Below are 22,623 nucleotides of genomic sequence, written 5' to 3'. Positions count from 1 at the left end.
GGCAAAGTAGGGCGATAGATCGCGCTATCGCCCCACTTTGTCCCGCTGGCCGGGCTTCTCCCGCGGGCGGGACGAGGTGGGGCTCAGAAGCCCTGGCCGAGGCGGTAGAACACCTGGTTGGTGCGCAGCTCCTGGGCGAAGGAGCGCACCGTGGTGTTCTCGTCGATGACCGCGAGCTCGAGATCGCCGATGGTCGCGAGGTCCTCCCAGACCTCGAGGCCCACGGCGGTGGTCATCACCGTGTGGTGGGCGGCGCCGGCGGTCAGCCAGCACTCGGCAGACGTCGCGAAGTCGGGGGCGGGCTCCCAGACGGCGCAGGCCACGGGCAGCTTCGGCAGCTCCTGCGCGGGCTCGACCACCTTCACCACGTTGGCGACCAGGCGGAACCGCTCGCGCATGTCGCTCAGCGCCACCACCACGGCGGGGCCGGCGTCGGCCGTGAACTTCAGGCGCACCGGGTCCTCGCGGTTGCCGATGCCCAGCGGGTGGATCTCGAGCGACGGCTTCGCGGTGGTCAGCGAGGGGGAGACCTCGAGCATGTGGGCGCCGAGGATCTGCTCGCGGCCGGGGGTGAGCTCGTAGGTGTAGTCCTCCATCAGGGAAGCGCCGCCGGGCAGGCCGTGGCCCATCACCGCGGCGACCCGCACCAGGATCGCGGTCTTCCAGTCGCCCTCGGCGCCGAAGCCGTAGCCGTCGGCCATCAGGCGCTGCACCGCGAGGCCCGGCAGCTGGCGCAACCCGCCGAGGTCCTCGAAGTTCGTGGTGAAAGCGCCGAAGCCGCCCTCGTCGAGGAAGGTGCGCAGGCCGATCTCCTGGCGGGCGCCGTAGCGCAGCGACTCGTGGCGCTCCCCGCCCTGCTTCAGCTCGGGGACGACCTCGTACAGCTCCTCGTACTCGGCGACCAGGGCGTCGATCGCGCTGTCCTCGACCGCATCGACCACGGCGACCAGGTCGTTCACGCCCCAGGTGTTCACGGAGACGCCGAGCCGCAGCTCGGCCTCGGTCTTGTCGCCCTCGGTGACGGCGACGTTGCGCATGTTGTCGCCGAAGCGGGCGAGCTTCAGCGAATGCATCTCGGCCCAGCCGGTCGCGGCGCGGGCCCAGCGGCCCACCTTCTCCTGCACGCCCTCGTCGCTCGCATGGCCCACGACGGTCTTGCGGTTCACGCCGAGTCGGGTGGCGATGTATCCGAACTCGCGGTCGCCGTGGGCGGCCTGGTTCAGGTTCATGAAGTCCATATCGATGCTCGCCCACGGCAGCTCGACGTTCGCCTGCGTGTGCAGGTGCAGCAGCGGGGTGCGCAGGGCGTCGAGGCCCTGGATCCACATCTTCGCCGGGGAGAAGGTGTGCATCCACGCGATCACGCCCACGCAGGCCGGATCGGCGTTCGCGGCCAGGGCCATCTCGCGGATCGCGTCACGATCGGTGAGCACCGGCTTCCAGACGATCTTCACCGGGATCGAGGAGCCGGCGTCGAGGGTCTCGGCGATCACGCGGGACTGCTCGGCGACCTGGTCGAGGGTCTCGGGGCCGTACAGGCCCTGGCTGCCGGTCAGGAACCAGATCTCGCGGGCTTCAAAGGGGTTCTGCATGGTGGTGTCCTCGTCGTTCAGGGGAATAGGGGGGCGGAGCCGGCGTCAGCGCTGGCCGTAGACGTTCTGGTAGCGGTCGTAGAGCGAGTCGATCAGGCGCGGCTCGATGGGCAGCGGCTCGCCGAGCTGGCGCGAGATGTGCACCGTGCGGGCGACCTCCTCGACCATCACGGCGGCCTTCACCGCGGCGCGGGCGTCCTTGCCGATCGTGAACGGGCCGTGGTTCTGCATCAGCACGGCGGGGCTGCGGTGGCCGGAGAGCGTCTCGACGATGCCGCGGCCGATCGAGTCGTCGCCGATCACGGCGAAGGGGCCGACGGGCACCGGGCCGCCGAACTCGTCGCCCATCATCGTCAGAACGCAGGGGATCTCCTCGCCGCGGGCGGCCCAGGCGGTGGCGTAGGTCGAATGGGTGTGCACCACCCCGCCCACCTCGGGCATATGCGAGTACACGTAGGCGTGGGCGGCGGTGTCCGAGGAAGGGGTCAGCGTGTCCGGTGTGCCGTCGTCGATCTTCACGCCGTCCAGGGTGCACACCACCATCGTCTCCGCGGTGAGCTCGTCATAGGAGACGCCGGAGGGCTTGATGACCATCAGCCCCGGGACCTCGGGCGCGGTGGCGGGGACCCGTTCGGAGACGTTCCCGGCCGTCCACACCACCAGCCCGTTGCGGGGCAGCTCGGCGTGGAGGGCGGCGACCCGCTCGCGGGTGGCGGCCACCGCCTCCTGGGTATCGACGGGGAGGGTGGCGAGGGCGAGAGTCATCAGGGCTCCTGGGAGGTCGTGGGGAAGAGTGAAGAGGCGAGCCCAGCCGGGTCAGCGAGGCCAGCCGGGTCAGCTGGGTCAGCCGGGTCAGCGAGGCCAGCCGGGTCAGCTGGGTCAGCTGGGTCAGCCGGGTCAGCTGAGCAGGTCGCCGGCGAGCCGTTCGACCGGGAGCCCGGTGCGATAGCTGGCCAGCCACTGGGCGTGCCCGGCCATCCCGGCCTCGTCGGGCTCGAGGGTGCTGAGCTGCTGGGAGGCGAAGATCTCGGTGCCCAGGAAGTCGCCGAGGGAGGCCTGCCCCTGCTCCTGCCCCTGGTCGCGGGCGCGAGCGGTGAAGGCGGCGAGCAGGGCCATGCCCCAGGCGCCGCCCTCGGCCGCGGAGTCGCCGACGGCGACCGGGGTGGCGAGCGCGTCGGCCAGCACCTGCTGGGCGACGCCTGCGGTGGCGAAGATGCCACCGTGGGCGTACATCACGTCCAGCTGCACGCCTTCGTCCTTCAGCAGGGCCTCCATGCCCACGGCGAGCGCCCCGAAGGCGCCGTAGAGCTGGGAGCGCATGAAGTTCTCGAGGGTGAAGCGGGCTTCCTGCTCGCGCACCAGCAGGGGGCGGCCGGAGGGGACGCCGGTCTGGTGCTCGCCGGAGACGTAGTTGTAGCTCAGCACTCCGCCGGCGTCGGCGTCGCCCTGGGCTCCCGCGCCGAACAGTGCGCCGTACAGCTCCTCGGGGCCGACGGGGTGGCCCAGCAGCTCGGCGAAACGGCTGAACAGGCCCAGCCAGGCGTCGAGGTCGGTGGTGCAGTTGTTGGTGTGGATCATCGCGACCGGATCCCCGGCCGGGGTGGTGACCATGTCGATCTCCTCGCGCGGGCCGGAGAGCTGCCCCTCGAGGACCACCATGGCGAAGGCGCTGGTGCCGGCGGAGACGTTGCCGGTGCGCGGGGCGATGGCGTGGGTGGCGACCATGCCGGTGCCGGCGTCCCCCTCGGGAGGCGCGGCGACCGCGCCGGACTGCAGCGCGCCGGTGGGATCCAGCAGCGCCGCCCCCTCGGTGGTCAGGGAGCCGGCATCCTGCCCGGCGGTCAGCACCTCGGGGAGCACCTCGGGCAGGGCCCAGGGCAGCTCCGCGACTCCGTCCAGGGCGGAGAACCGCTCCAGGAGTGCGGGGTCGAAGGCGTCGCCGGCGGCGGAGATCGGGAACATGCCGCTGGCATCGCCGACGCCGAGCACGGACCGCCCCGTGAGCTCGCGGTGCACGTATCCGGCCAGCGTGGTGAGCTGCGCCAGCTGCTGCACGTGCTCCTCGCCGCCGCGGATCGCATGCAGCAGATGCGCGACGCTCCAGCGCAGCGGGATGTTCACACCGAGGGCCTCGCTGAGCTCGCCGGCGGCCTCGGTGGTGAAGGTGTTGCGCCAGGTGCGGAAGGGGGTGAGCAGTTCGCCGTCGGCGTCGAGGGGGAGATAGCCGTGCATCATCGCGGAGATGCCGAAGCTCGCCAGCTGCGTGAGCTCCACCCCGTGCTGCTCACGCACCTCGCGCACCAGATCCGCGTAGCAGTCCTGGATACCGGCCCAGACGCTGTCCAGGGAGTAGGTCCAGCTCTCGTCCACGAGCTGGTTCTCCCAGGCGTGGGAACCGGTGGCGAGCACCGTGCCGGCATCGTCGATCAGAGCGGCTTTGATGCGGGTCGAGCCCAGCTCGAGGCCCAGGTGGGCGCGGCCGGCCCCGATCAGGGAGGCGGGGTCGGAATGCTCTGAGGGGGTCACGGCGGCGTGCGTCATACGCCTATCCCACCAGGGAAATCACGCGATGTCAACGTTCACATTGGCACCAGACGACGGCTCCCGACCAGGTCAGTGGGTGCGTTCAGGGAGGGTCGAGCGGCGCACCACCAGGCGCGGCGGCAGCGTGCTGGGCGTCCCTGGCGGCGGCTCTCGGTCCTCGAGCATGCACAGCAGGCGCTCGAGGGCGAGGCGTCCCAGCTCGGCGAAGGGTTGGGCGACAGTGGTCAGCGAGGGGATCTGGAACTCCGCTCCCATCGTGTTGTCGAAGCCCACCACCGCGACCTCCTCCGGCACTCGCAGGCCGTGCTCGTGCAGGGCGTGGAGCACGCCGATCGCCATCATGTCGTTCGCCGCGAAGATCGCGTCCGGCAGTCCGCTGCGCACCAGCTCGCTGGCGAGCTCGTAGCCGGAGCGCGGGGTCCAGTCCCCGGGGCCCACGACCGTTCCGTCCAGGCCATGCAGGGCGAGGGCCTGCTCGAACCCCTCGCGCCGGGCGCAGGCGTCGCACCAGTCCTGGGGGCCCGCGATATGCGCCACTGAGCGCACTCCGGTGCGAGCCAGGTGCTCGATGACCTGGTGTGCTCCGAGGTGCTGGTCCACCCCCACGACCTGGACCTCCGGGTTCCGGGCCGGCACCGCGGTGACGGCGACGACGGGGGTCGAGCGTGACAGCGAGGCGACCGCCGGGACCATGCCTTCATGGGCGGCGACCACCAGGATGCCGTCCACACCGGTGCCCAGCAGCTCGGCTCCGATCTGGGGGCTGCTGTCTGCGTCGGGACCGACGGTGGTCAGCAGCATCGAGTAGCCGGCTCGACGTGCAGCGGCCTCGATGGCGGTGGTCGTCTCCGTCGGCCCGAACAGGGAGGAGCCGTCGTTGAGCAGCCCGATCAGGGAGGAGCGCGTGGTTTTCAGCGCTCTGGCCGCGCGGTTGCGGGTGTAGCCCAGCTCGGAGATCGCTGCGAGCACGCGGGCACGGGTGTCCGGGCGCACGATCTGCGGTTCGTTGAGCACTCGCGAGACGGTCTGGTAGGAGACCCCGGCGCGGCCGGCGACATCCGCCATGGAGGGGCGGCGCAGGGTGGGAGCCACGGGGATATCTCCTTTCCAGGACGGGGTATATGGGCTGCAGGTGAGGCGGTGGCCTGCAAGATCGATTCACATCAGAGCAACGTGCCGTCGCGCCCCGGTCCGGCGATATGTCCGTTGCTGATTCGTGACCCGCAACGGCCTCGGAGGGGTGACACACGGGCATGTGAACGTTAGCATTCGAGGCGTTCTGGTCCCGGCCGGCACCGCTGTCCTCCAGGAGCTCGGAAAGCTCGAGACCACGGGGGAGGCGCCCCTGCTGAACACCCGGACGCACGATGCCTACCTCACGGAACTCGAGAGGGTCTCCGCTCACTCCGGGGTCTACGAGCTCACGGCCAGGACCGAGCGAAGTGCAGGTTCCGTCGGCGTCACCCTGCTGGTGGCGCGGATCGAGGAAGTCCTCTCTGACGTCGAGGGCCTGGTGACAGAGATGTTCGGCCCGGCGGGGCTGGTGGTGGAGTACGACGACCCGTCCGACGTCCTCGACCTGGCGGCGAGACTTCCGGGCCAGCTCACGGCGACCCTCATCGGAGACGAGGACGAGGAAGACCTGGAGCTCTCGCGAGAGCTCCTTCCCCTCTTGCGCGAGAGGGCCGGGCGCCTGCTGTGGAACGAATGGCCGACGGGCGTCTCCGTCACCCACGCCCAGCAGCATGGCGGCCCCTATCCCGCGACCACCGCACCGACCACGACATCGGTCGGCACCGCGGCGATCTCGCGGTTCCAGCGGCCGGTGGCCTATCAGAACTTCCCCGAGGTGCTGCTCCCCGAGCCCCTGAGGGATGCGAACCCGCTGGGAGTGCCCCAACGGGTCGACGGGTGAGGACCACCGTGCGGCGGGGTGAGGGAAGCGCAGCTCAGCGCCGGTAGCTGAGGACCCGGTAGCGGGTGCCGCTGGCCGCCTCGTGCCAGCCGCCGGCGGGATCGGACACTGCAGCATCGGTGGCGGCAAGGTGGAAGGCCGACGGGATCTCCGGGGCAGTGGTGTCCCCGTCGACCTCGAGGTCGATCTCGGTGACCACCAGCAGGTCGGCCTCCGCGATCGCCTCGCGGTAGACCGCGCCGCCGCCGATCACCCAGATCATCGGGCTGGCGGCGTCCGGGCGGGCAGCGTGCGGGGCGGGAGGCGTGCCCGCCTCGTCGGCGAGCACCTCGCGCGCGATCCGGAGGGCATCGGGCAGGCTCCGTGCCCGCACCGCACCGGCCTCCGCGAAGGCATCATCACGGGTGATGACGACATTGGTGCGGCCCGGCAGCGGCCGGAACTTCTCAGGGAACGACTGCCAGGTGCGCCGGCCCATCACCACCGGGGAGCCCTTCGTGGTGCGGGAGAAGTGCTTCAGGTCTTCCGGCAGGTGCCAGGGCATGGTGCCGCCGGCGCCGATCACGCCGTCCCGAGCCTGCGCCCAGATCAGACCGATCTGCGGAGCGACGACTCGCGGCGGCGCCGCACCGTCGGCCTTCGTGCTCTCGCCCGCTGTGCTCACACCGCCACCGGGGCCTTGATGCCCTTGTGGTGCTGGTAGTCGAGGATCTCGAAGTCCTCGAGCTCGTAGTCGAAGATCGACTCCGGCCGGCGCGCGATCCGCAGCGTCGGGGACGGGAACGCATCGCGCCCGAGCTGCCGGGTGACCTGCTCGTGGTGGTTGTCGTAGATGTGGCAGTCCCCGCCGGTCCAGATGAAGTCCCCGACCTCGAGGTCGGTCTGCTGGGCGATCATGTGCGTCAGCAGCGCATAGCTCGCGATGTTGAAGGGCACCCCGAGGAACAGGTCGGCGCTGCGCTGGTACAGCTGGCAGGAGAGCTTCCCGTCGTGCACCTCGAACTGGAAGAGCGCGTGGCAGGGGGCGAGCGCCATCTTCGGGATCTCCGCCGGGTTCCAGGCCGAGACGATGAGTCGCCGCGAGTCGGGATTGGTGCGGATCTGCTCGATGACGTCGCTGATCTGGTCGATCACCCCGCCGTCCGGGCTGGGCCAGGAGCGCCACTGCGCGCCGTAGACCGGGCCGAGGTCGCCGTTCTCGTCGGCCCATTCATCCCAGATGGTCACCCCGCGCTCCTGCAGCCAGCGCACATTGGTGTCGCCGCGCAGGAACCACAGCAGCTCGAGGATGATCGAGCGGGTGTGCACCCGTTTGGTGGTGATCAGCGGGAAGCCCTCGGAGAGGTCGAAGCGGATCTGCTTGCCGAACAGGCTGCGGGTGCCGGTGCCGGTGCGGTCGCTCTTGGCGTTGCCGGTCTCCATGACCTCGCGCAGCAGGTCCTCGTAGGGGGTGGGGACGGTCATCGCGTCACTCCTTCTCGGGGCGGTCAGTGGTCATGGCTGCAGTTACTGGAACTCCGGCTGCGGGAGCCTCAGCGGCGGGAGTTTCGGCGGCGGCGAGCGTCGAGCCGCGCACCACGAGCGAGTACGGGGTGTCGACCACGCGCGGCGGGCCGTCATAGCCCAGAATCCGCTCTCCGAGCAGGTCCAAGGTGGTGCGGACGAGGGCGGCTTTGTCCGGCGAGATCGTGGTCAGCGGCGGCGACGCGTACGGGGCATCGGGGGTGTCGTCGTAACCGGTGACAGCGACGTCCTCCGGGACGCGGCGCCCCTGGCGGCGCAGGGCGGCGAGCGCGCCGATCGCCAGCTCGTCGTTGCCGCAGACGAGTCCGTCCACCTCCGGCATCCGCTCCAGCAGCGCGTTCGCGGCAGCGAAGCCGTCGGGCCGGTGCCAGGCATCCACCGCCTGCACCACGGCGTCGTCGGCGCGCAGGCCGTGCTCGCGCAGGGCGGCGAGGAAGCCGTCGCGGCGCAGGGAGCCCGAGCTGTGCGGCTGCAGGCCCTGGGCGGTGTCGATCTTGCCGATGAACGCGAGGTGCCGGCGCCCCGTCTCGATCAGGTGCGAGGTCGCCTCGGAGGAAGCACTCGCATTGTCGATGCGCACATAGTCGCAGCCCTCGGGGAGCTTCTCGGGCAGGTGCTCCCCGATGAACACCGTGGGCTGGGTGGTGCGCTCCATCCGCGCGAAGTGCTCCTCCTCCAGGAGCAGCGGATTGAAGATCACGCCGTCGCCGAACACCTGCTTGAACCCCTCGAGCACGGTGCGCTCCGCCTCACGCCCCGCAGAGGTCGAGTGCAGGACGACGGTCTGCCCGCGGTCCTGCGCCTCGTCGATGAAGTGCTGCGCCAGATCGGAGAAGTACGAGAAGGCCAGGGAGGGCACCGCGAGGGTGATCATCTTGGAGGCGCCGGTGCGCAGCTGGCGGGCGGCCACCTGGGGCCGGTAGCCGACCTGCAGGATCGCCTCGCGCACCTTCTCGCGGGTGGAGTCGCGCACGTGGGGATAGTCGTTGACCACGTTGGAAACTGTCTTGATGGAGACGCCCGCGAGCTCGGCGACATCGCGCAGCGCAGGAGGGCGACGCTGGCCGGAGGTGGAGCGCGGGGACATGGGGTCGATTCTCGCATTGACGGGTCGGCCGCGGCTCTCGCCACTCACAGGTCACATCATCGCGCCGCGCCGCGCCGCCCCGCCCCGGCCCGGCGCGGCCTGGCCCGTCCAGACCGGCGCGACCCGGGCCCGGCGCGGCCCGCGACCTCGACACGCACGGCCCACCCGCCCAGAACACCGACTCCTGCCGATTCTGCAAGGGATCGGTGTTCTCGGAGCGCGTGTCGGGGGAGAGGCGGGCCTGGAGTGAGCGCGGCTGCCGGGGGTGCGTGCCGAGTACGTGCTGGAGCGTCCGACCTGCTCGGCTGCGGGGCGGGCGCGGGTTATCCGGTCGGCACGCCCGGCACCACCCGCGCAGAACACGGATCCCTGCCGATTCTGCGAGGGATCGGTGTTCTCGGCGCGCGTGTCGGCGAGGTGGGGAGGTGTGCGAGGAGGTGGGGAGACGTGCGGGGAGGCGGGGACGCGTGCGGGAAGGTTGGGACGCGTGCGGGGAGACAGGGAGGGGCGGGAAGGCGCGCGGGGCGGGGGAGGGGCCGGCCTGGGCGAGACCCGGCCTCGCCCTGGCCGGATACGCGTCGATGACCGGATACGCGTTGGCCACCGGATACGCGTTGACGCCGTGACGCCGCTGTGGAAAGCTTCTTCCAACGTTGTAGAAGTAGCCGTCGCATTGTTGCGAGTACCGCTTCCCCTCCCTCATGAAGGACGCAGACACCGATGTCATCGCAGGTCACCCTCACTCTGAACCCCGCCTTCCGGGTCGCTCCCGTGCGCCGCCGCACCTTCGGCGCCTTCGTCGAGCATCTCGGCCGCTGCGTCTACACCGGCATCTTCGAGCCGGACCACCCCGAGGCTGACGAGGACGGGTTCCGTACCGACGTCCTCGCGCTCACCCGCGAGCTCGGCGTGAGCTCCGTGCGCTACCCGGGCGGCAACTTCGTCTCCGGCTACAAGTGGGAGGACGGCGTGGGCCCGGTCGAGGACCGTCCTGCCCGTCATGACCTCGCCTGGCACTCGACCGATCCCAACACGGTGGGTCTGGATGAGTTCATGGCCTGGGCGAAGAAGGCGGATGTTGAGCCGATGTACGCGATCAACCTCGGCACCCGCGGCGTCGAGGAGGCGCTCGACGTGCTCCAGTACGCGAATGCGCCTGAGGGCATCGCGCTCTCGGATCAGCGCGCCGCCAACGGTCACCCCGAGTCTCACGGCATCCGCATGTGGTGCCTGGGCAACGAGATGGACGGCCCCTGGCAGACCGGCCACAAGACCGCTGAGGAGTACGCGCGCATCGCCACCGAGGCCGCCCGCGCCATGCGCCAGGAGGACCCGGATCTCGAGCTCATCGCCTGCGGCTCCTCGAGCTCCTCGATGGAGACCTTCGCGGCCTGGGAGAGCACGGTCCTCACCGAGGCCTACGACCACGTCGACATGATCTCCGCGCACGCCTACTACGCGGAGAAGGACGGCGACCAGGCCTCCTTCCTCGCCTCGGCGGACGACATGGACCACTTCATCGACGCGGTCGTCGCGACCGCTGATCACGTGCGTGCGAAGCTCAAGCGCGAGAAGCACATCATGGTCAGCTTCGACGAGTGGAACGTCTGGTACCAGCACCGCGCCGAGTCCCGTCCCCCGAGCGGGGATGACTGGCCGGTCGCGCCGGTGCTGCTCGAGGACACCTACAACGCGATGGACGCGGTGGTCTTCGGCAACCTGCTGATCTCGCTGCTGCGCCACAGCGACCGCGTCGCCTCGGCCTCCCTCGCCCAGCTGGTCAATGTGATCGCCCCGATCATGACCGAGCCCGGCGGTGCGGCCTGGAAGCAGACCACCTTCCACCCCTTCGCGCTCACCTCCCGGCACGCCCGCGGCGAGGTTCTCGACGTGCGCCTCGCGGCGCCGACCTTCGAGAACGCCCGCTTCGGCACCAGCTCCGCGGCCGACGCCGTCGCGACCTGGGACGAGGAGGACGGCGCGCTCTCCGTGTTCGTCGTCAACCGCGGCACCACCGAGGAGCTCTCGCTGGATGCGGATCTCTCGTCCTTCGGCGACCTCGAGGTCGTCGAGGCCGTGACCCTGCACCACGAGGACCCCTACGCGGCCAACACCAAGGACGCCCCGGAGACCGTGGCCCCGCAGGCCAACGACTCCGTGCGCCTCGAGGATGGCCGCCTGGTCGGAGCGCTGCCCGCGATCTCCTGGTCGCTCGTGCGTCTCGCCCGCCGCTCGGCCTGATCTGACCCCGCCCCCGCTTCCACATTTCTGCCTCAGGAGCACCCATGACCGACTCCGTCCCCACTCTCGCCTCCGACCTCACCTCCGCGCTCACCGCGACCACCCCCGGCTCCCGCGCGAGCGGCTCGACCGGCCCGTCGGCCGCCCGCACCGACGGCCCCGCCCGCGTGGTCGTGGACCTCGACCTGCCCGGCGCGACCATCAGCCGCCACCTCTACGGCCACTTCGCCGAGCACCTCGGCCGCTGCATCTACGAGGGCTTCTACGTGGGCGAGGACTCCGAGATCCCCAACACCCGCGGCATCCGCGATGACGTGGTCGCGGCGCTGCGCGCCCTGCAGATCCCGAACCTGCGCTGGCCCGGCGGCTGCTTCGCCGACGACTACCACTGGAAGGACGGCATCGGCCCGCGCGAGCAGCGCCCCCAGATGGTCAACTCCCACTGGGGCGACATCGTCGAGGACAACTCCTTCGGCACCCACGAGTTCATGGACCTCGTCGAGCTGCTGGGCACCGAGGCGTACGTCAACGGCAACGTCGGCTCCGGCACCGTGCGCGAGATGAGCGAGTGGATCGAGTACCTCACCCGCGCGGACGACTCCCCGATGGCGGCCCTGCGCCGCGAGAACGGCCGCGACGAGCCGTGGAAGGTGCCCTACTTCGGCATCGGCAACGAGGCCTGGGGCTGCGGCGGAAACATGCGCGCCGAGGACTACGCCGCGCTCGCCCGCCAGTACTCCACCTACGTGCGCGACCACGCCGGCAACGAGGTCACCCGCATCGCCGCCGGCGCTAGCGACCACGACTACGCCTGGACCGAGGCGCTCATGCGCGCCGCGACCAACCTCGACAAGCGCGAGGGCAAGGCAGGCCCCTACCAGGCGATCTCGATGCACTACTACACGATGTCCGGGCCCTGGTCCGACAAGGGCGCCGCCACCGAATTCACCGAAGAGGAGTGGTACCGCACCCTCTCGCGCGCCGCGCACGCCGAGGAGCTCGTGGCCCGCCACGCGACCGTCATGGATCACTACGACCCGCACAAGAAGGTGGGCCTGGTCTTCGACGAGTGGGGCACCTGGTGGAACGTGGAGCCCGGTACCAACCCAGGCTTCCTGTACCAGCAGAACACGGTGCGCGATGCGCTCGTGGCGAGCATCCACTTCGATGGCTTCCACCGCCACGCGGATCGCCTGATCATGGCCAACATCGCGCAGACCGTGAACGTGCTGCAGGCGATGATCCTCACCGATCCCGACACCGGCGCGCTCGTGCTCACCCCGACCTATCACGTGTTCGAGATGAACTCCGGGCACCACGACGCCAAGGCGCTCGCCGCCCACGTGCTGCTGCCCGAGGAGACTACCGAGGTCGACGGCCGCAAGCTGCCGATGATCTCCGCCTCCGCCTCGACCACGGGGGAGACGGCGCTGGTCTCGCTGTCGAACCTGGATCACGCGGAGCCGCGCACCCTGGTGCTGGACCTGCGCGGACGCAGCGTCACCGGGCACACCGCCCGCGTCCTCACCGGCGCGAGCTCTGCCGCGCACAACACCCCCGAGCAGCCCGACGCGGTCGCCCCGGCGCCGCTCACCGACGTGCGCGAGCACGAGCGCGGCCTTGAGATCACCCTGCCCCCGCACTCCTTCGCCACGGTGGAGCTCCAGCTGGGGGAGTGATGCCGCGGGCCCTGAGCTCGTGGGATAGAGGAGACCGATCAGCATCCCCTCTGAGCTGTCGCTCAGCGCATCGCGCAGCGACAGTTCAGAGGGGATGCTGCATGCAGGCGCCGGCCACCAGCATCCTGCGATCAACCAAAGGGTTGAATAAGGGGTATCTGAGGCGTAGAGTCCGGTTATCAACCATCCGGTTGATCACAGGTCGGAGAAAGGGAGGGATGGACGACACCACCCTGTCGAGAGCCTTCGCCGCTCTCGCAGATCCCACCCGGAGAGACCTCGTCTCCCGCCTCACCCTCGGCGACGCCTCCGTCGGTGAGCTGGCCGCTCCGTACGACATGTCCCTGCAGGCCGTGAGCAAGCACATCGCGGTCCTCGAATCGGCCGGGCTCGTCACCCGTCGACGCGACGCACAGCGGCGCCCCGTGCACCTCGACGCCGAGGTGCTGGGGGAGCTGACCCACTGGATCGATCGCCATCGCCGCGCCGCTGAGGCCCGGCTGTCCCGCCTCGATGCCGTCCTGCACGCCACCGACCCGGCGAGCTCCGCCACCACCTGACCGCCAGTACAGAGAACCAGGAGCACCAGCCATGACCACCTCCGACCGTCTCACCACTGCCACCATCGAGGCCGATGTCGAGGTCCCCCTGATCCGCATCGTCCGGGACTTCCACGCCTTGCCCGCGCAGGTCCTGCGTGCCCACACCGACCCCGAGCTCTACGCCCGCTGGGTGGGGCCCGAGAACCTCTCCACCCGGATCGACCACTGGGATGCGCGCACCGGCGGCGCGTACGCCTTCACCAATATCGGGCCGGACGGCGAGGAGTACTCCTTCCACGGCAGCTTCCATGAGGTCACCGAGGACCGCATCGTCCAGACCTTCACCTACGACGGCTGGCCCGAGGGAGTCTCCCTGGAGACGATGCGCGTCGAGGACCTCGGAGACGGCTGGACCCGCATGCGCAGCCAGTCCCTCTTCGACTCCTTCGAAGGTCGCAACGGGATGCTCGAAAGCGGCATGGACGTCGGCATCCACGAGGGCTACACGGCGCTGGACGCCCTGCTCGAGGGAGCGGACCGCAGATGAGCACGCCCCTGGCCCAGTTTCTGCCGGCGGAGAAGTACGGAGTGATCGCCGAGATGTTCACCAGGGTCGTCCATGGGGTGAGGGATTGGGACGCTCCCACCCCGGTGGTGGAGTGGCGGGCCCGCGACGTCGTCGGCCATCTGACCACCTGGCTGCCCGCGATGATCCACGGCGGCTCGGCGTTCCGCTTCGACCAGCTGCCGCCCGCCGAGACGGATCCCGTCGGCGCCTGGACATCGCTCGACGCGCAGCTCCGGACGCTCTTCGCGGATCCCTCCGCGGGCCGGCACCTCCACTCGAACCCCCATACGGGAACGGACCGGCCCCTGCCCGGGGTGATTGACGAATTCTTCACCGGGGATGTCTTCTTCCACACCTGGGATCTCGCCCGCTCCTCGGGGCAGGATGATCGCCTCGACCCCGGCATGGTTCACGACGCCTTCACCGGGATGAGCGCTGCCGAGGACTTCCTGCGCCCCACCGGCCAGTTCGGACAGCAGCAGAGCGTCCCGGCCGACGCCACCGAGCAGGAGAGGCTGTTCGCTTTCCTGGGCCGTGATCCGCGGTGGTCGCCGCCGCGCTCCTTCGCCACCGTAGAGCTCCAGCTGGGGGGGTGACGTCGCGGGCCCGTGAGCCCGTGAGCCCGTGAGCCTGTGGGGCAGAGGTGACTGACCGGTATCCCCTCTGAGCTGTCGCTCAGCGCATCGCGCAGCGACAGCTCAGAGGGGATGCTCATGCGGGCGCCAGCTCCTGACAGCGTGCAAGGCACCGGCGGCGTTCGCCTGCCGCTATCTCCTGCCAGCCATGGAGCGCTCAGCCCCAGGAGCCCCGCCCGCCCCGGCAGCCCCCGCCACCCCCCGCCACCCCGGCAGCCCCAACAGCCCCGCCCGCCCCAGCAGCGCTCAGCCGCTGCAGGAGCGGCGCGAGCAGCTCGGCCACGATCTCTGCGACAGCGATCGCGCCGTCGATCGAGAAGTGGGTGTTGTCCTCGATGCCCTCGGGATAGAGGTCGCTCACTCCCCCCGGGAGCTGGGTGAACAGCTGCCGTGAGGGCTCCTCCCCGAGCGTCGTGATCAGCGCGCGGGTGCGCGACTGGAGGTCCAGCAGCGGCACGTCGAAGGTCTCGGACAGGGCCAGCACCGCGGTGGGGTGCTCGCCGTGGGTGCGCAGCAGCTTCCCGCCCTCGTAATGGCGCCTGGCCACCGGGGTGCACAGCACCGGGTGCGCTCCGAGAGCCCGCACCTCCGCGATCATCCGGGCGAGGTTCTCGGTGTACCCCTCCCAGGCGGCGAGGTGCTCATGCTTCTGGTCGTTGTGCCCGAACTGGAGGAGCACCAGGTCGCCGGTCGCCGTCGCATCGAGCACCGCCGACCACAGCCCCTCGGCGCGATGGGATTCGGTGGTCGCGCCGTTCTTGGCCAGGTCGATGACGTGCAGCGCAGTCGCTACCGCCCCGTCGGCCGCTGCGCCCCCGTGCAGCAGCGCGCAGCGCGCCGTCAGCGCGGCACCCAGATGCGCGCCCCAACCGGACATCGGATAGGCCGTGGCGACATAGGGCGCGACGGTGGAGTCGCCGGCGAGCACGATCCGGCGCCGACGGGCCGCGGGAAGGACCTGTCTCATGCTCAGGCCTCCCGCACGGCGGTGGGCATCGCATCGAGCAGCCCGGGGACCTCGTCGATCGTCACCTTGCGGTCCAGGAGCAGCATCTGCAGCGAGATCTCGAGGGTTTCGCCGAGGGGCACCTCGCGGGCTTCGTCCCAGGCGAGGCTGGGGCCGACGCCCACATAGTCCGAGGCGCGCACGAACCAGGGATCGATCCGGCGCTGCCCCTCCGCGCCCTGCACCATCACCACGCTGGACCAGGCATTGCCGTGCCGGCGCTGGATCACCAAGGCCGCGCCGCTGGAGCCATGGGCGAGGGCCTCGCCCGCTCCCTCCTGCACCAGGACCCGGGTCTCGTCCGCGCCGGGCAGGCGCCAGAACAGCCCTCCGTATCCCGCGCCGGGACGACCGCGGGTGGCGGGGCTGGTCAGGTGCAATGGCTCGGCACCGGGAGTGAGGACGCTGTGCCAGGTCATGGCCCAGCCGCGCTCCGCGGGCAGCAGCATCGCGGAGAGCGTGCGCTGCTCGGTGAGCAGGTCGTGGCCCTCGTGGGAGAGCCAGGCGATCTGCGACGTCAACGAGCTGCCGTCCGGGGACGCGCCGGTCGCCTGCACCTGCTGGGTGCCGTGGTTGGACAGCAGGGTCGAACCGCGGCCCTCGACGAAGGTCCGGCCGCCCCAGTAGGTGGTGCCGTTGACGTCGGGCAGGGCGAGGGAGACGCCGTAGTGGTGGCGGTGATCCACGGGCGTGACCACTGTCGTCGGCCGCCCGTCGAGCGTGCGCACCGGGTGCAGATGCGGGCGCGGGCTGTGCACTGGCACCATCGCGCTGCCGTCCACGGCGGTGCTGAGCAGGGTGCGGCCGTGCTTGAGGTTCCAGGCACCGTTCTCCTGCATCCAGACCAGCGGGGAGCGGTCGAGCTCATGGCGAGGCTGCTCGGCGATGGCCGGCACCGCCTGCATGGAGGGGGCCCGGGACGGGGGTACCCGCCCGGTGCTGTCGCCGACCAGCAGCCGGGGGGTGAGCAGCGCATGCTCGGTGGGTTCCGGGGCGCTGCTCGGGTCCAGCTGCCGGTGCAGCAGCGACCAGGCGACGGCTCCGGTGTCGAGCTCCTCCTGGTCGACGGTGGTCAGCGTGGGTACCGCGAAACGGGACAGCTCGATCCCGTCGAAGCCGGTGACGGAGAGGTCACCGGGGACATCGACGCCGAACTGGTTCAGCCGGGCGAGGAGTCCGAAGGCAACGAGGTCGTTGAAGGCGAGCACGGCGGTGGCCCCGCTCTCCAGCACCTGTTCGGCCACGCGGTGACCGGCGGTCATGGTGGCCCCGCCGAGGATGGTGCGGATGCTGAGGGCAGGGCGGGTGTCTGCGAGGGCGTTCAGTGCGCTGAGCCGCTCCTGATGGGCCGCGCTGCGGGGCGGGCCGGAGACGTACAGCAGATCGCGATGGCCCAGTGCCTCCAGATGCCGCACCAGCTGGGACATGCCGCTGGCGTAGTCGATGCCCACGCTCGCGATCCGGGGATCCTCGAGGCTGCGGTTCAGGACCACCACGGGGGCGATCTCCGGGACCAGCGCCTCGAGCTCGAGCTCGTTCATGCGCGGTGCCACCAGCACCACCGCATCGCATTGGCGCCGGGCATCGCGGGCGATGCCGGCCTCCCGCTCCGGGGTCGACGCCTCGGCGACCAGCACCCCGTAGCCGTCGGCCTCCGCCGCGCGGGTGAGGCTGCGCAGGACGCTCTGGAACATCGGGTTGCCGAGATCGGGGATCACCAGGGACACGGTCATGGTGCGGCCGGTCGAGAGATAGCGGGCGGTGAGATTGGGGCGGTACTGCAGGCGGTCGGCCGCCTCCCGCACCCGGGCACCGATGCCGGGGTCGACGGAGGTGCGGCCGTTGAGGACCCGGGAGACGGTCGCGCGGGAGACGCCGGCGGCCTCGGCGACCTGCGTGATGGTCGGGCCCCCGCTGCTGCGTGCCATCAGATCTCACGTCCTTCTCGACCGACGGTGACCGCGCCGAAGCGCGCGCCGCGCTCGGTGAGTCCATGGTGCACCATGCTGCCCACCGAGGCGAAGAGCCCCACCTCGGCGCCGACCCAGTGGCCCTTGGTGGCCTGCCACTCCTCGAGCAGCACCTGCTGCTCGGCCAAGAGCCGGATCCGACCGGCCTCGTCGCAGTCCATCTGCAGCTGCACCGACACCGGGGTCCCGGGCTCCTCGGTGAGCAGGCGGTGGACGGTGAGCGTCTCGTCGACCTCATTCTCCGCCATGGTCCCATGCACGAGCTCGACCCGGCCGCCCTCGCGGCGCAGCCCTGCCCAGGCGTAGCTCAGCCCGAGCACCACCAGGCCGGCCCGTTCGGCACCGATCTGCTCGCCCGACGAGGCGGCGGGGAGCTCGAGCGTGACCGTCCAGGTCGAGGGCTGGCCGGGCAGCTGCTGCGCGAGGATGGCGCCGAGGTCCCGCAGGTCCCCCCGAGGGCTCGGAGCGAACGCGAGGTCGAGCCGGCCCTCTCCGCAGCGTGCCCAGGAGGGCTGCGGGTTCGCCTGCCAGTGCCAGCGCGGGTGGAGCTCGACAGCCGTGCCCCCAGCAGTGAAGGAGTCGGAGCGGCTGGGTTCGCGATAGACGTCCAGCTCGCCGGCCGGGCCGGGGCCCGGGGGCACCAGCGCGACCGGGCGCCCGCGGACCTCGTCGATGCTCTCGCCCATATGAGGCCAGCCGTCCTCGTCGAAGCGGACCGGTTGCACATGGGTGACCCGGCCGAAGACACCGCGGTCCTGGAAGTGGAGGAACCACCAGCGGCCCTCGATGTCATCCACCAGGGCCCCCTGGTGGGGGCCGTTGACGGGGGTCGAGTCCTGCTCGAGCACGATCCGATGCTCGTAGGGACCCTCGATCGAGCGTGCGCGGAAGACGACCTGGTACCCGTCGGCCACCCCGCCGGCGGGTGCGAAGATCCAGTACCAGCCGTCCTTCCGGTAGGCCTTGGGGCCCTCGAGCGTGAGCATGCCGGGGAGCTCGGCGCCGTCGATCACCACCTGGGACGGGGACAGTGCGGCGGTGAGATCCGGGGTGACCTCGAGCAGGGAGAGGCGGTTCTTGACGCCAGCCCGCGAGCGGGCCCAGCCGTGCACCAGATAGGCGCGGCCGTCCTCGTCCCACAGCGGGCAGGGGTCGATCAGGCCGCGACCTGCCAGCAGCAGCCGCGGAGCGCTCCACGGGCCCGCCGGGTGCGGGGCGTCGAGCACGAAGATGCCGTGGTCCGGATCGGGGTACACGATGTGGAAGGTGCCCGCGTGCTCGCGGATGCTGGGGGCCCACACCCCGCTGCCCCGACGGGGGAGGGCGTAGTGATCGGCGGGCTCCAGCGCCGGCAGCGCGTTGGTGACGTGCTCCCAGTCCACCAGGTTGTGCGAGCGCAGCACGGGCAGGCCCGGGGCACGATGGAAGCTGGAGGCGATCATCCAGTAGTCCGCGCCGACGCGGATGACATCTGGATCGGGCCAGTCCGCGTCGAGGACGGGATTCGAACGGTGCTCCAACTGCACTCCTCCATAGGGGTGGGGTCGACATCGACCCCGGGGCGTGATCAGGGGTGGGCCTGCGTGCTGCGAGACGCAGCCCGAACGTCCGACCGACGGGCGGGGCCGGTGGGACGGGACGGCGCGACGCGCCTCTGCGCCGGGCGGGCCGACGCCCGAACCGCCCACTGTGAGACCGCTCCACGAGCAGTGCGTGAAACCTGCGGGGAACCGATTTCCAGACCCTTGGTCGCACACAGTACCAGCACTGCGGAGGGGCCGCGAGAGGGGGCGGCTGCCGCATCGACGATGCAGATCGGTGAGCGAGACTGAACTGTGGCCATCGCCTGACCTGCAGAGACGCTGAGCTTCTGGGTGCGAATCCACGGAGTGCTCAGGAATTCTTCCCGCGACCGTGTTGACAGTCGCGTGAACCCACCCCACACTTGGGGCTCGACGGGATACCGGTTTCCGATAGAGCGGTTTCCCGCCCTGACTCACCGTCCCGACCCGCCCTCGACGAAGAGCAAGGATGGCCAATGGTGGCTGACTCCGTGATCGATCCTCGGGCGAGCTCCTCCGTGCTCGATGCCCCGGATGCTGCCTCGCCCTCCAGCGCCGGCCCTGGCCGCGCTCCGCTGCGCCGCCGGACCCTGGCCGCGAAGATGTGGCGGCACCGTGCGCTCTACCTGATGGCGCTTCCCGGCATCGTGTACTTCCTGGTGTTCAAGTACCTGCCGATGGGCGGGCTGATCATCTCGTTCCAGGACTACAAGCCGTTCCTCGGCATCATGGGCAGCCCCTGGGTCGGCTTCGAGCACTTCGTGCGCCTGTTCACGCAGGACACCTTCTTCATGCTCCTGCGCAACACGCTGCTGCTCTCGCTGCTGCTGATGCTGATCTCGTTCCCGGTGCCGATCGTGCTCTCGCTGCTGCTGAACGAGCTGCGGGGCCGGTTCTTCAAGCGCAGCATCCAGACCATCATCTACATCCCGCACTTCATGTCCTGGGTGATCGTGGTGTCCCTGTTCTACGTGATGCTCACGACCGACGGCGGGGCGATCAACAACCTCCTCGTCTCCCTCGGCGCTGAGCCGATCGGCTTCCTCACCGATCCCGACTGGCTGCGCCCGATGTACGTCTTCCAGCACGTGTGGCGCACCGCCGGCTGGGGAACCATCGTCTACCTCGCGGCGCTGACCGCCGTGGACATGGCGCTCTACGAGGCCTCGGAGATCGACGGCGCGAACCGCTGGCAGCAGACCTGGCACATCACCCTGCCGGCGATCCGCCCCACCATCATCGTGCTGTTCATCCTCTCGATCGGTGACTTCCTCGAGCTCGGCTTCGAGCACATGTTCCTGCTCCTGAACTCGATGAACCGCGAGGTCGGGGAAATCTTCGACACCTTCGTCTACACCGCAGGCATCCAGAACGGCCAGCTCAGCTTCGCCACGGCCGTGGGCCTGTTCAAGGGCCTGGTGGGACTGATCCTGGTGATCGGCGCGAACTCGCTGGCCAAGAAGTTCGGCGAAGAGGGCGTCTACTGATGTTCGGCTTCGAGCAGTTCCTGGCGATCAACCGCCGCCTGACCGGCTTCTGGCGGCTGGCCTGGCTGAACCTGCTGTGGATCGCCGTGACCGTGCTCGGTCTCGGAGTGCTCGGGGTGGGGCCGGCCAGCTACGCGATGGCGAAGTACCTCCACCGCTGGTTCCGCTACGGGGAGACCCCACCATCCACGCGGACCTTCTTCCGCTACGCCCGGGAGCTGCGCTGGCAGCCCGTGCTGGTGGGCGGGGTCCTGCTGCTCGCGGGCGGGGTGATCCTCGTGAACCTCGTGAGCCTCAGCGACTGGTACCTGAGGGCTGCGAACCTGCTGGCCCTGGCCGTGCTGTGGATCATCTGCGCCTACGTCTTCACCGTCCTGGCGGCGCTCGACGTGAAGGGCCTGCGAGCCCAGCTGACCAGCGCCCTGCTGCTCGGGCTCGGCTCCCTCCACTGGACGATCATCGGCACCACCGCGGTGGTGATCGGCTACGCGCTGATGCTCCGCTTCGCACTTCCCCTGCTGGCGATGTTCGGGGTGGCTCTGCCGGCCGCCGTCTTCGCCGCCATCTGCTCGCGGATCCTCCGCGACCTCGAGCCCGCCGCGGCCGAGGACCCCGCTGTGCTTGCTGTCCCTGCGCGGACCATCGCGCATCCCGTGCAGCGCACCGACGCGCTCACGCCGCACCTGGCTTCGGCCTCCGACCAGGTGCACCCCCTCCGGAAAGGAACCCCAGCATGATCTCTCGCAGGAATCTCCTCCAGTCCGCTCCCGTCGCGGCGGCCGGCGCGCTCGCGCTGTCCGCCTGTGGCGGCACCTCCGGCGGCAGCGGCGGCGGGGAGGGCGGCGCCGACAGCCCGCTCTCCTGGATGGCGCTGCTGCACACCCCCACCACCCCTGAGGCCAGCGGGCCGGTGCAGTCCGGGCTGACCGAGGCGCTCGGCCAGGAGTTCGAGATCCAGTGGGTGCCGGACGCCTCCAAGGAGGAGAAGATGAACGCGGCGCTCGCCTCGGGCTCCGTCTCGGACATCACCTCCATCTCCAACCTCACCAACTCGAGCATCCGCAGCGGCGTGACCTCCGGGCTGTTCTGGGACGTCGAGCCGTTCCTGGGCGAGTTCGAGAACCTCAAGAACATCGATCCGAAGATCATCGAGGCCGCCCGCCTCGACGGGGTCCTGTACGGAGTGCCCTTCCAGAAGATCCTCGCCCGCTACGGCGTGCTGGTGCGCCAGGACTGGCTCGACGCGCTCGGGCTCGAGGTCCCCCACACCATCGAGGAGCTGGGCGAGGTCGCCAAGGCCTTCGCCGCAGGCGATCCGACCGGCACCGGCGCCTCTGTCACCGGGTTCATCGACCGCGAGGAGAGCTTCAAGGTGGGCTTCCGCTCGCTGGCCGGGTACTTCGGCGCCGGCGAGACCTTCCAGCTGGACGAGGCCGCGGGGAAGATCATCCCGGCCTGCATCTCCGACCCCTGGAAGGAGGCCATGGAGTGGTACCAGGGCGTCTATGCCGCGGGCGGCGTGAACCAGGAGTTCATCACCACCCAGAAGCAGAACCAGCAGCAGGCGATCGCCCAGGACAAGGGCGGCATCGTCGTCACCGGCCTGTTCGAGGCCAAGAACTATGTCGCGCTCGCTGAGTCGATCAACCCCGACACCAAGGTCAAGTGGACCCTGATCAACGACATCACCCACGGGGACGTCCCGCGCCGCATCATCTCCGACACCGGTGGCGGCATGGGTGGCCTGTTCTCGATCTCCACCCAGTCCGTGAAGACCGAGGACGACGTGCGCCGGGTGCTGGCCTTCGCCGACGGGCTGATGAACGAAGAGGCCCACAACCTGATGACCAACGGCGTCGAGGGCGTCCACTACGAGATCGACGCCGACGGCGCCGTGAACACCATCGACCAGGCGCTGTGGGAGCAGGAGGTCCAGCCGTACTCGAGCTCCCGCCTGGCCGAGAACGCGTTCACCTACAAGTCCTCGAACCCGTACGTGAACCTCGCCAACGAGATGATGGCCGAGAGCTCCGAGTACGCAGTCACCAACCCGGTGCAGTCGATGAACTCGGAGACCTTCAACACCCAGTGGGCCACGATCGAGCAGGGCCTGAACGACACCTACAACAAGTTCATGATGGGCGCGGCCACGATGGCCGACTACGAGGCGGCCATCGAATCCGCTCGCGGCCAGGGCCTGGACGACATCATCGCCGAGTACACCGAGGCGTACGAGCAGTTCAACGGCTGATCCGCGCCGGGACCGGGCCG

19 protein-coding genes are annotated in these 22,623 nt (G+C 70.1%); 9 read left to right on the top strand and 10 right to left on the bottom strand.

Going from position 1 to position 22,623, the window contains the following annotated elements:
* Nucleotides 1–83: 83 nt before the first annotated feature.
* The 4 genes from araA to ACT3UF_RS04745 form a co-directional block, all read right to left on the bottom strand.
* Complete coding sequence (gene araA / locus ACT3UF_RS04760; RefSeq protein ID WP_441445166.1) at nt 84–1,592, bottom strand: L-arabinose isomerase; 1,509 nt, start codon at nt 1,590–1,592, stop codon at nt 84–86.
* Between the two features lie 45 nt (nt 1,593–1,637).
* Nucleotides 1,638–2,357 (bottom strand): L-ribulose-5-phosphate 4-epimerase, encoded by a 720-nt coding sequence (locus ACT3UF_RS04755; protein ID WP_441445167.1) that lies wholly within the window; start codon nt 2,355–2,357, stop codon nt 1,638–1,640.
* A gap of 132 nt (nt 2,358–2,489) precedes the next feature.
* Entirely contained in the window at nt 2,490–4,133 is a 1,644-nt protein-coding gene (locus ACT3UF_RS04750; RefSeq protein ID WP_444601218.1) for a xylulokinase, read from the bottom strand.
* 72 nt (nt 4,134–4,205) lie between these two features.
* Nucleotides 4,206–5,228, bottom strand: a complete 1,023-nt coding sequence (locus tag ACT3UF_RS04745) for a LacI family DNA-binding transcriptional regulator (RefSeq protein WP_444601217.1) — start codon at nt 5,226–5,228, stop codon at nt 4,206–4,208.
* Between the two features lie 163 nt (nt 5,229–5,391).
* On the opposite strand from ACT3UF_RS04745, the gene ACT3UF_RS04740 reads away from it, so the two are divergent.
* A complete protein-coding gene (locus tag ACT3UF_RS04740) occupies nt 5,392–6,051 on the top strand; it encodes a hypothetical protein (protein ID WP_444601216.1) in 660 nt (219 codons plus the stop codon).
* Nucleotides 6,052–6,085: 34 nt separating this feature from the next.
* Here the strand turns inward: ACT3UF_RS04740 and ACT3UF_RS04735 are convergent, their stop codons facing one another.
* The 3 genes from ACT3UF_RS04735 to ACT3UF_RS04725 are packed head-to-tail and all read right to left on the bottom strand — an operon-like array spanning nt 6,086 to nt 8,662.
* Complete coding sequence (locus tag ACT3UF_RS04735) at nt 6,086–6,715, bottom strand: dihydrofolate reductase (protein ID WP_345075578.1); 630 nt, start codon at nt 6,713–6,715, stop codon at nt 6,086–6,088.
* On the bottom strand, nt 6,712–7,515 hold the full coding sequence (locus ACT3UF_RS04730; protein WP_444601215.1) for a thymidylate synthase: 804 nt from the start codon (nt 7,513–7,515) through the stop codon (nt 6,712–6,714). The genes ACT3UF_RS04735 and ACT3UF_RS04730 overlap by 4 nt, the downstream gene beginning before the upstream one ends.
* Before the next feature lie 4 nt (nt 7,516–7,519).
* Nucleotides 7,520–8,662 (bottom strand): LacI family DNA-binding transcriptional regulator, encoded by a 1,143-nt coding sequence (locus ACT3UF_RS04725; RefSeq protein ID WP_444601214.1) that lies wholly within the window; start codon nt 8,660–8,662, stop codon nt 7,520–7,522.
* A 720-nt stretch (nt 8,663–9,382) separates the two neighbouring features.
* Here ACT3UF_RS04725 and arfA point away from each other — a divergent pair.
* The 5 genes from arfA to ACT3UF_RS04700 all read left to right on the top strand — a co-directional run bounded on the left by arfA (nt 9,383) and on the right by ACT3UF_RS04700 (nt 14,288).
* Nucleotides 9,383–10,903: an arabinosylfuranosidase ArfA gene (gene arfA / locus ACT3UF_RS04720; RefSeq protein WP_444608112.1), complete on the top strand. Its 1,521-nt coding sequence runs from the start codon at nt 9,383–9,385 to the stop codon at nt 10,901–10,903.
* A 44-nt stretch (nt 10,904–10,947) separates the two neighbouring features.
* Nucleotides 10,948–12,582: an alpha-N-arabinofuranosidase gene (locus ACT3UF_RS04715; RefSeq protein WP_444601212.1), complete on the top strand. Its 1,635-nt coding sequence runs from the start codon at nt 10,948–10,950 to the stop codon at nt 12,580–12,582.
* 218 nt (nt 12,583–12,800) lie between these two features.
* Nucleotides 12,801–13,142 carry an ArsR/SmtB family transcription factor gene (locus tag ACT3UF_RS04710; RefSeq protein ID WP_444599475.1) on the top strand — a complete coding sequence of 114 codons (342 nt, stop codon included), beginning with the start codon at nt 12,801–12,803 and terminating at the stop codon, nt 13,140–13,142.
* A gap of 31 nt (nt 13,143–13,173) precedes the next feature.
* A complete protein-coding gene (locus ACT3UF_RS04705) occupies nt 13,174–13,671 on the top strand; it encodes an SRPBCC family protein (RefSeq protein WP_444599476.1) in 498 nt (165 codons plus the stop codon).
* On the top strand, nt 13,668–14,288 hold the full coding sequence (locus ACT3UF_RS04700) for a TIGR03086 family protein (protein WP_444599477.1): 621 nt from the start codon (nt 13,668–13,670) through the stop codon (nt 14,286–14,288). Before ACT3UF_RS04705 ends, ACT3UF_RS04700 begins: the two co-directional genes overlap by 4 nt.
* A gap of 196 nt (nt 14,289–14,484) precedes the next feature.
* Here the strand turns inward: ACT3UF_RS04700 and ACT3UF_RS04695 are convergent, their stop codons facing one another.
* The 3 genes from ACT3UF_RS04695 to ACT3UF_RS04685 are packed head-to-tail and all read right to left on the bottom strand — an operon-like array spanning nt 14,485 to nt 18,823.
* The gene (locus ACT3UF_RS04695; RefSeq protein ID WP_444599478.1) at nt 14,485–15,294 is read right to left on the bottom strand and encodes a rhamnogalacturonan acetylesterase; all 810 of its coding nucleotides are present in this window, start codon (nt 15,292–15,294) and stop codon (nt 14,485–14,487) included.
* A gap of 2 nt (nt 15,295–15,296) precedes the next feature.
* Nucleotides 15,297–17,261 carry a DUF6807 family protein gene (locus tag ACT3UF_RS04690; protein ID WP_444599479.1) on the bottom strand — a complete coding sequence of 655 codons (1,965 nt, stop codon included), beginning with the start codon at nt 17,259–17,261 and terminating at the stop codon, nt 15,297–15,299.
* Nucleotides 17,261–18,823, bottom strand: a complete 1,563-nt coding sequence (locus ACT3UF_RS04685) for a family 43 glycosylhydrolase (protein WP_444599480.1) — start codon at nt 18,821–18,823, stop codon at nt 17,261–17,263. Before ACT3UF_RS04685 ends, ACT3UF_RS04690 begins: the two co-directional genes overlap by 1 nt.
* A gap of 518 nt (nt 18,824–19,341) precedes the next feature.
* Here ACT3UF_RS04685 and ACT3UF_RS04680 point away from each other — a divergent pair.
* Genes ACT3UF_RS04680 through ACT3UF_RS04670 form a run of 3 tightly spaced genes read left to right on the top strand, consistent with a single transcriptional unit; the run spans nt 19,342 to nt 22,603 of the window.
* A complete protein-coding gene (locus ACT3UF_RS04680) occupies nt 19,342–20,352 on the top strand; it encodes an ABC transporter permease (protein WP_444599481.1) in 1,011 nt (336 codons plus the stop codon).
* The gene (locus ACT3UF_RS04675; RefSeq protein ID WP_444599482.1) at nt 20,352–21,089 is read left to right on the top strand and encodes a DUF624 domain-containing protein; all 738 of its coding nucleotides are present in this window, start codon (nt 20,352–20,354) and stop codon (nt 21,087–21,089) included. Before ACT3UF_RS04680 ends, ACT3UF_RS04675 begins: the two co-directional genes overlap by 1 nt.
* Nucleotides 21,086–22,603 (top strand): extracellular solute-binding protein, encoded by a 1,518-nt coding sequence (locus tag ACT3UF_RS04670; protein ID WP_444601210.1) that lies wholly within the window; start codon nt 21,086–21,088, stop codon nt 22,601–22,603. The genes ACT3UF_RS04675 and ACT3UF_RS04670 overlap by 4 nt, the downstream gene beginning before the upstream one ends.
* The last annotated feature ends 20 nt before the right edge of the window (nt 22,604–22,623 follow it).

It is taken from the genome of Brachybacterium sp. AOP24-D1-21, from assembly GCF_052378665.1.
In the GTDB taxonomy this organism is placed as follows: domain Bacteria; phylum Actinomycetota; class Actinomycetes; order Actinomycetales; family Dermabacteraceae; genus Brachybacterium.
Note: the sequence above shows the minus strand (reverse complement) of the source record. Positions and strands in the feature narration are given on the sequence as shown.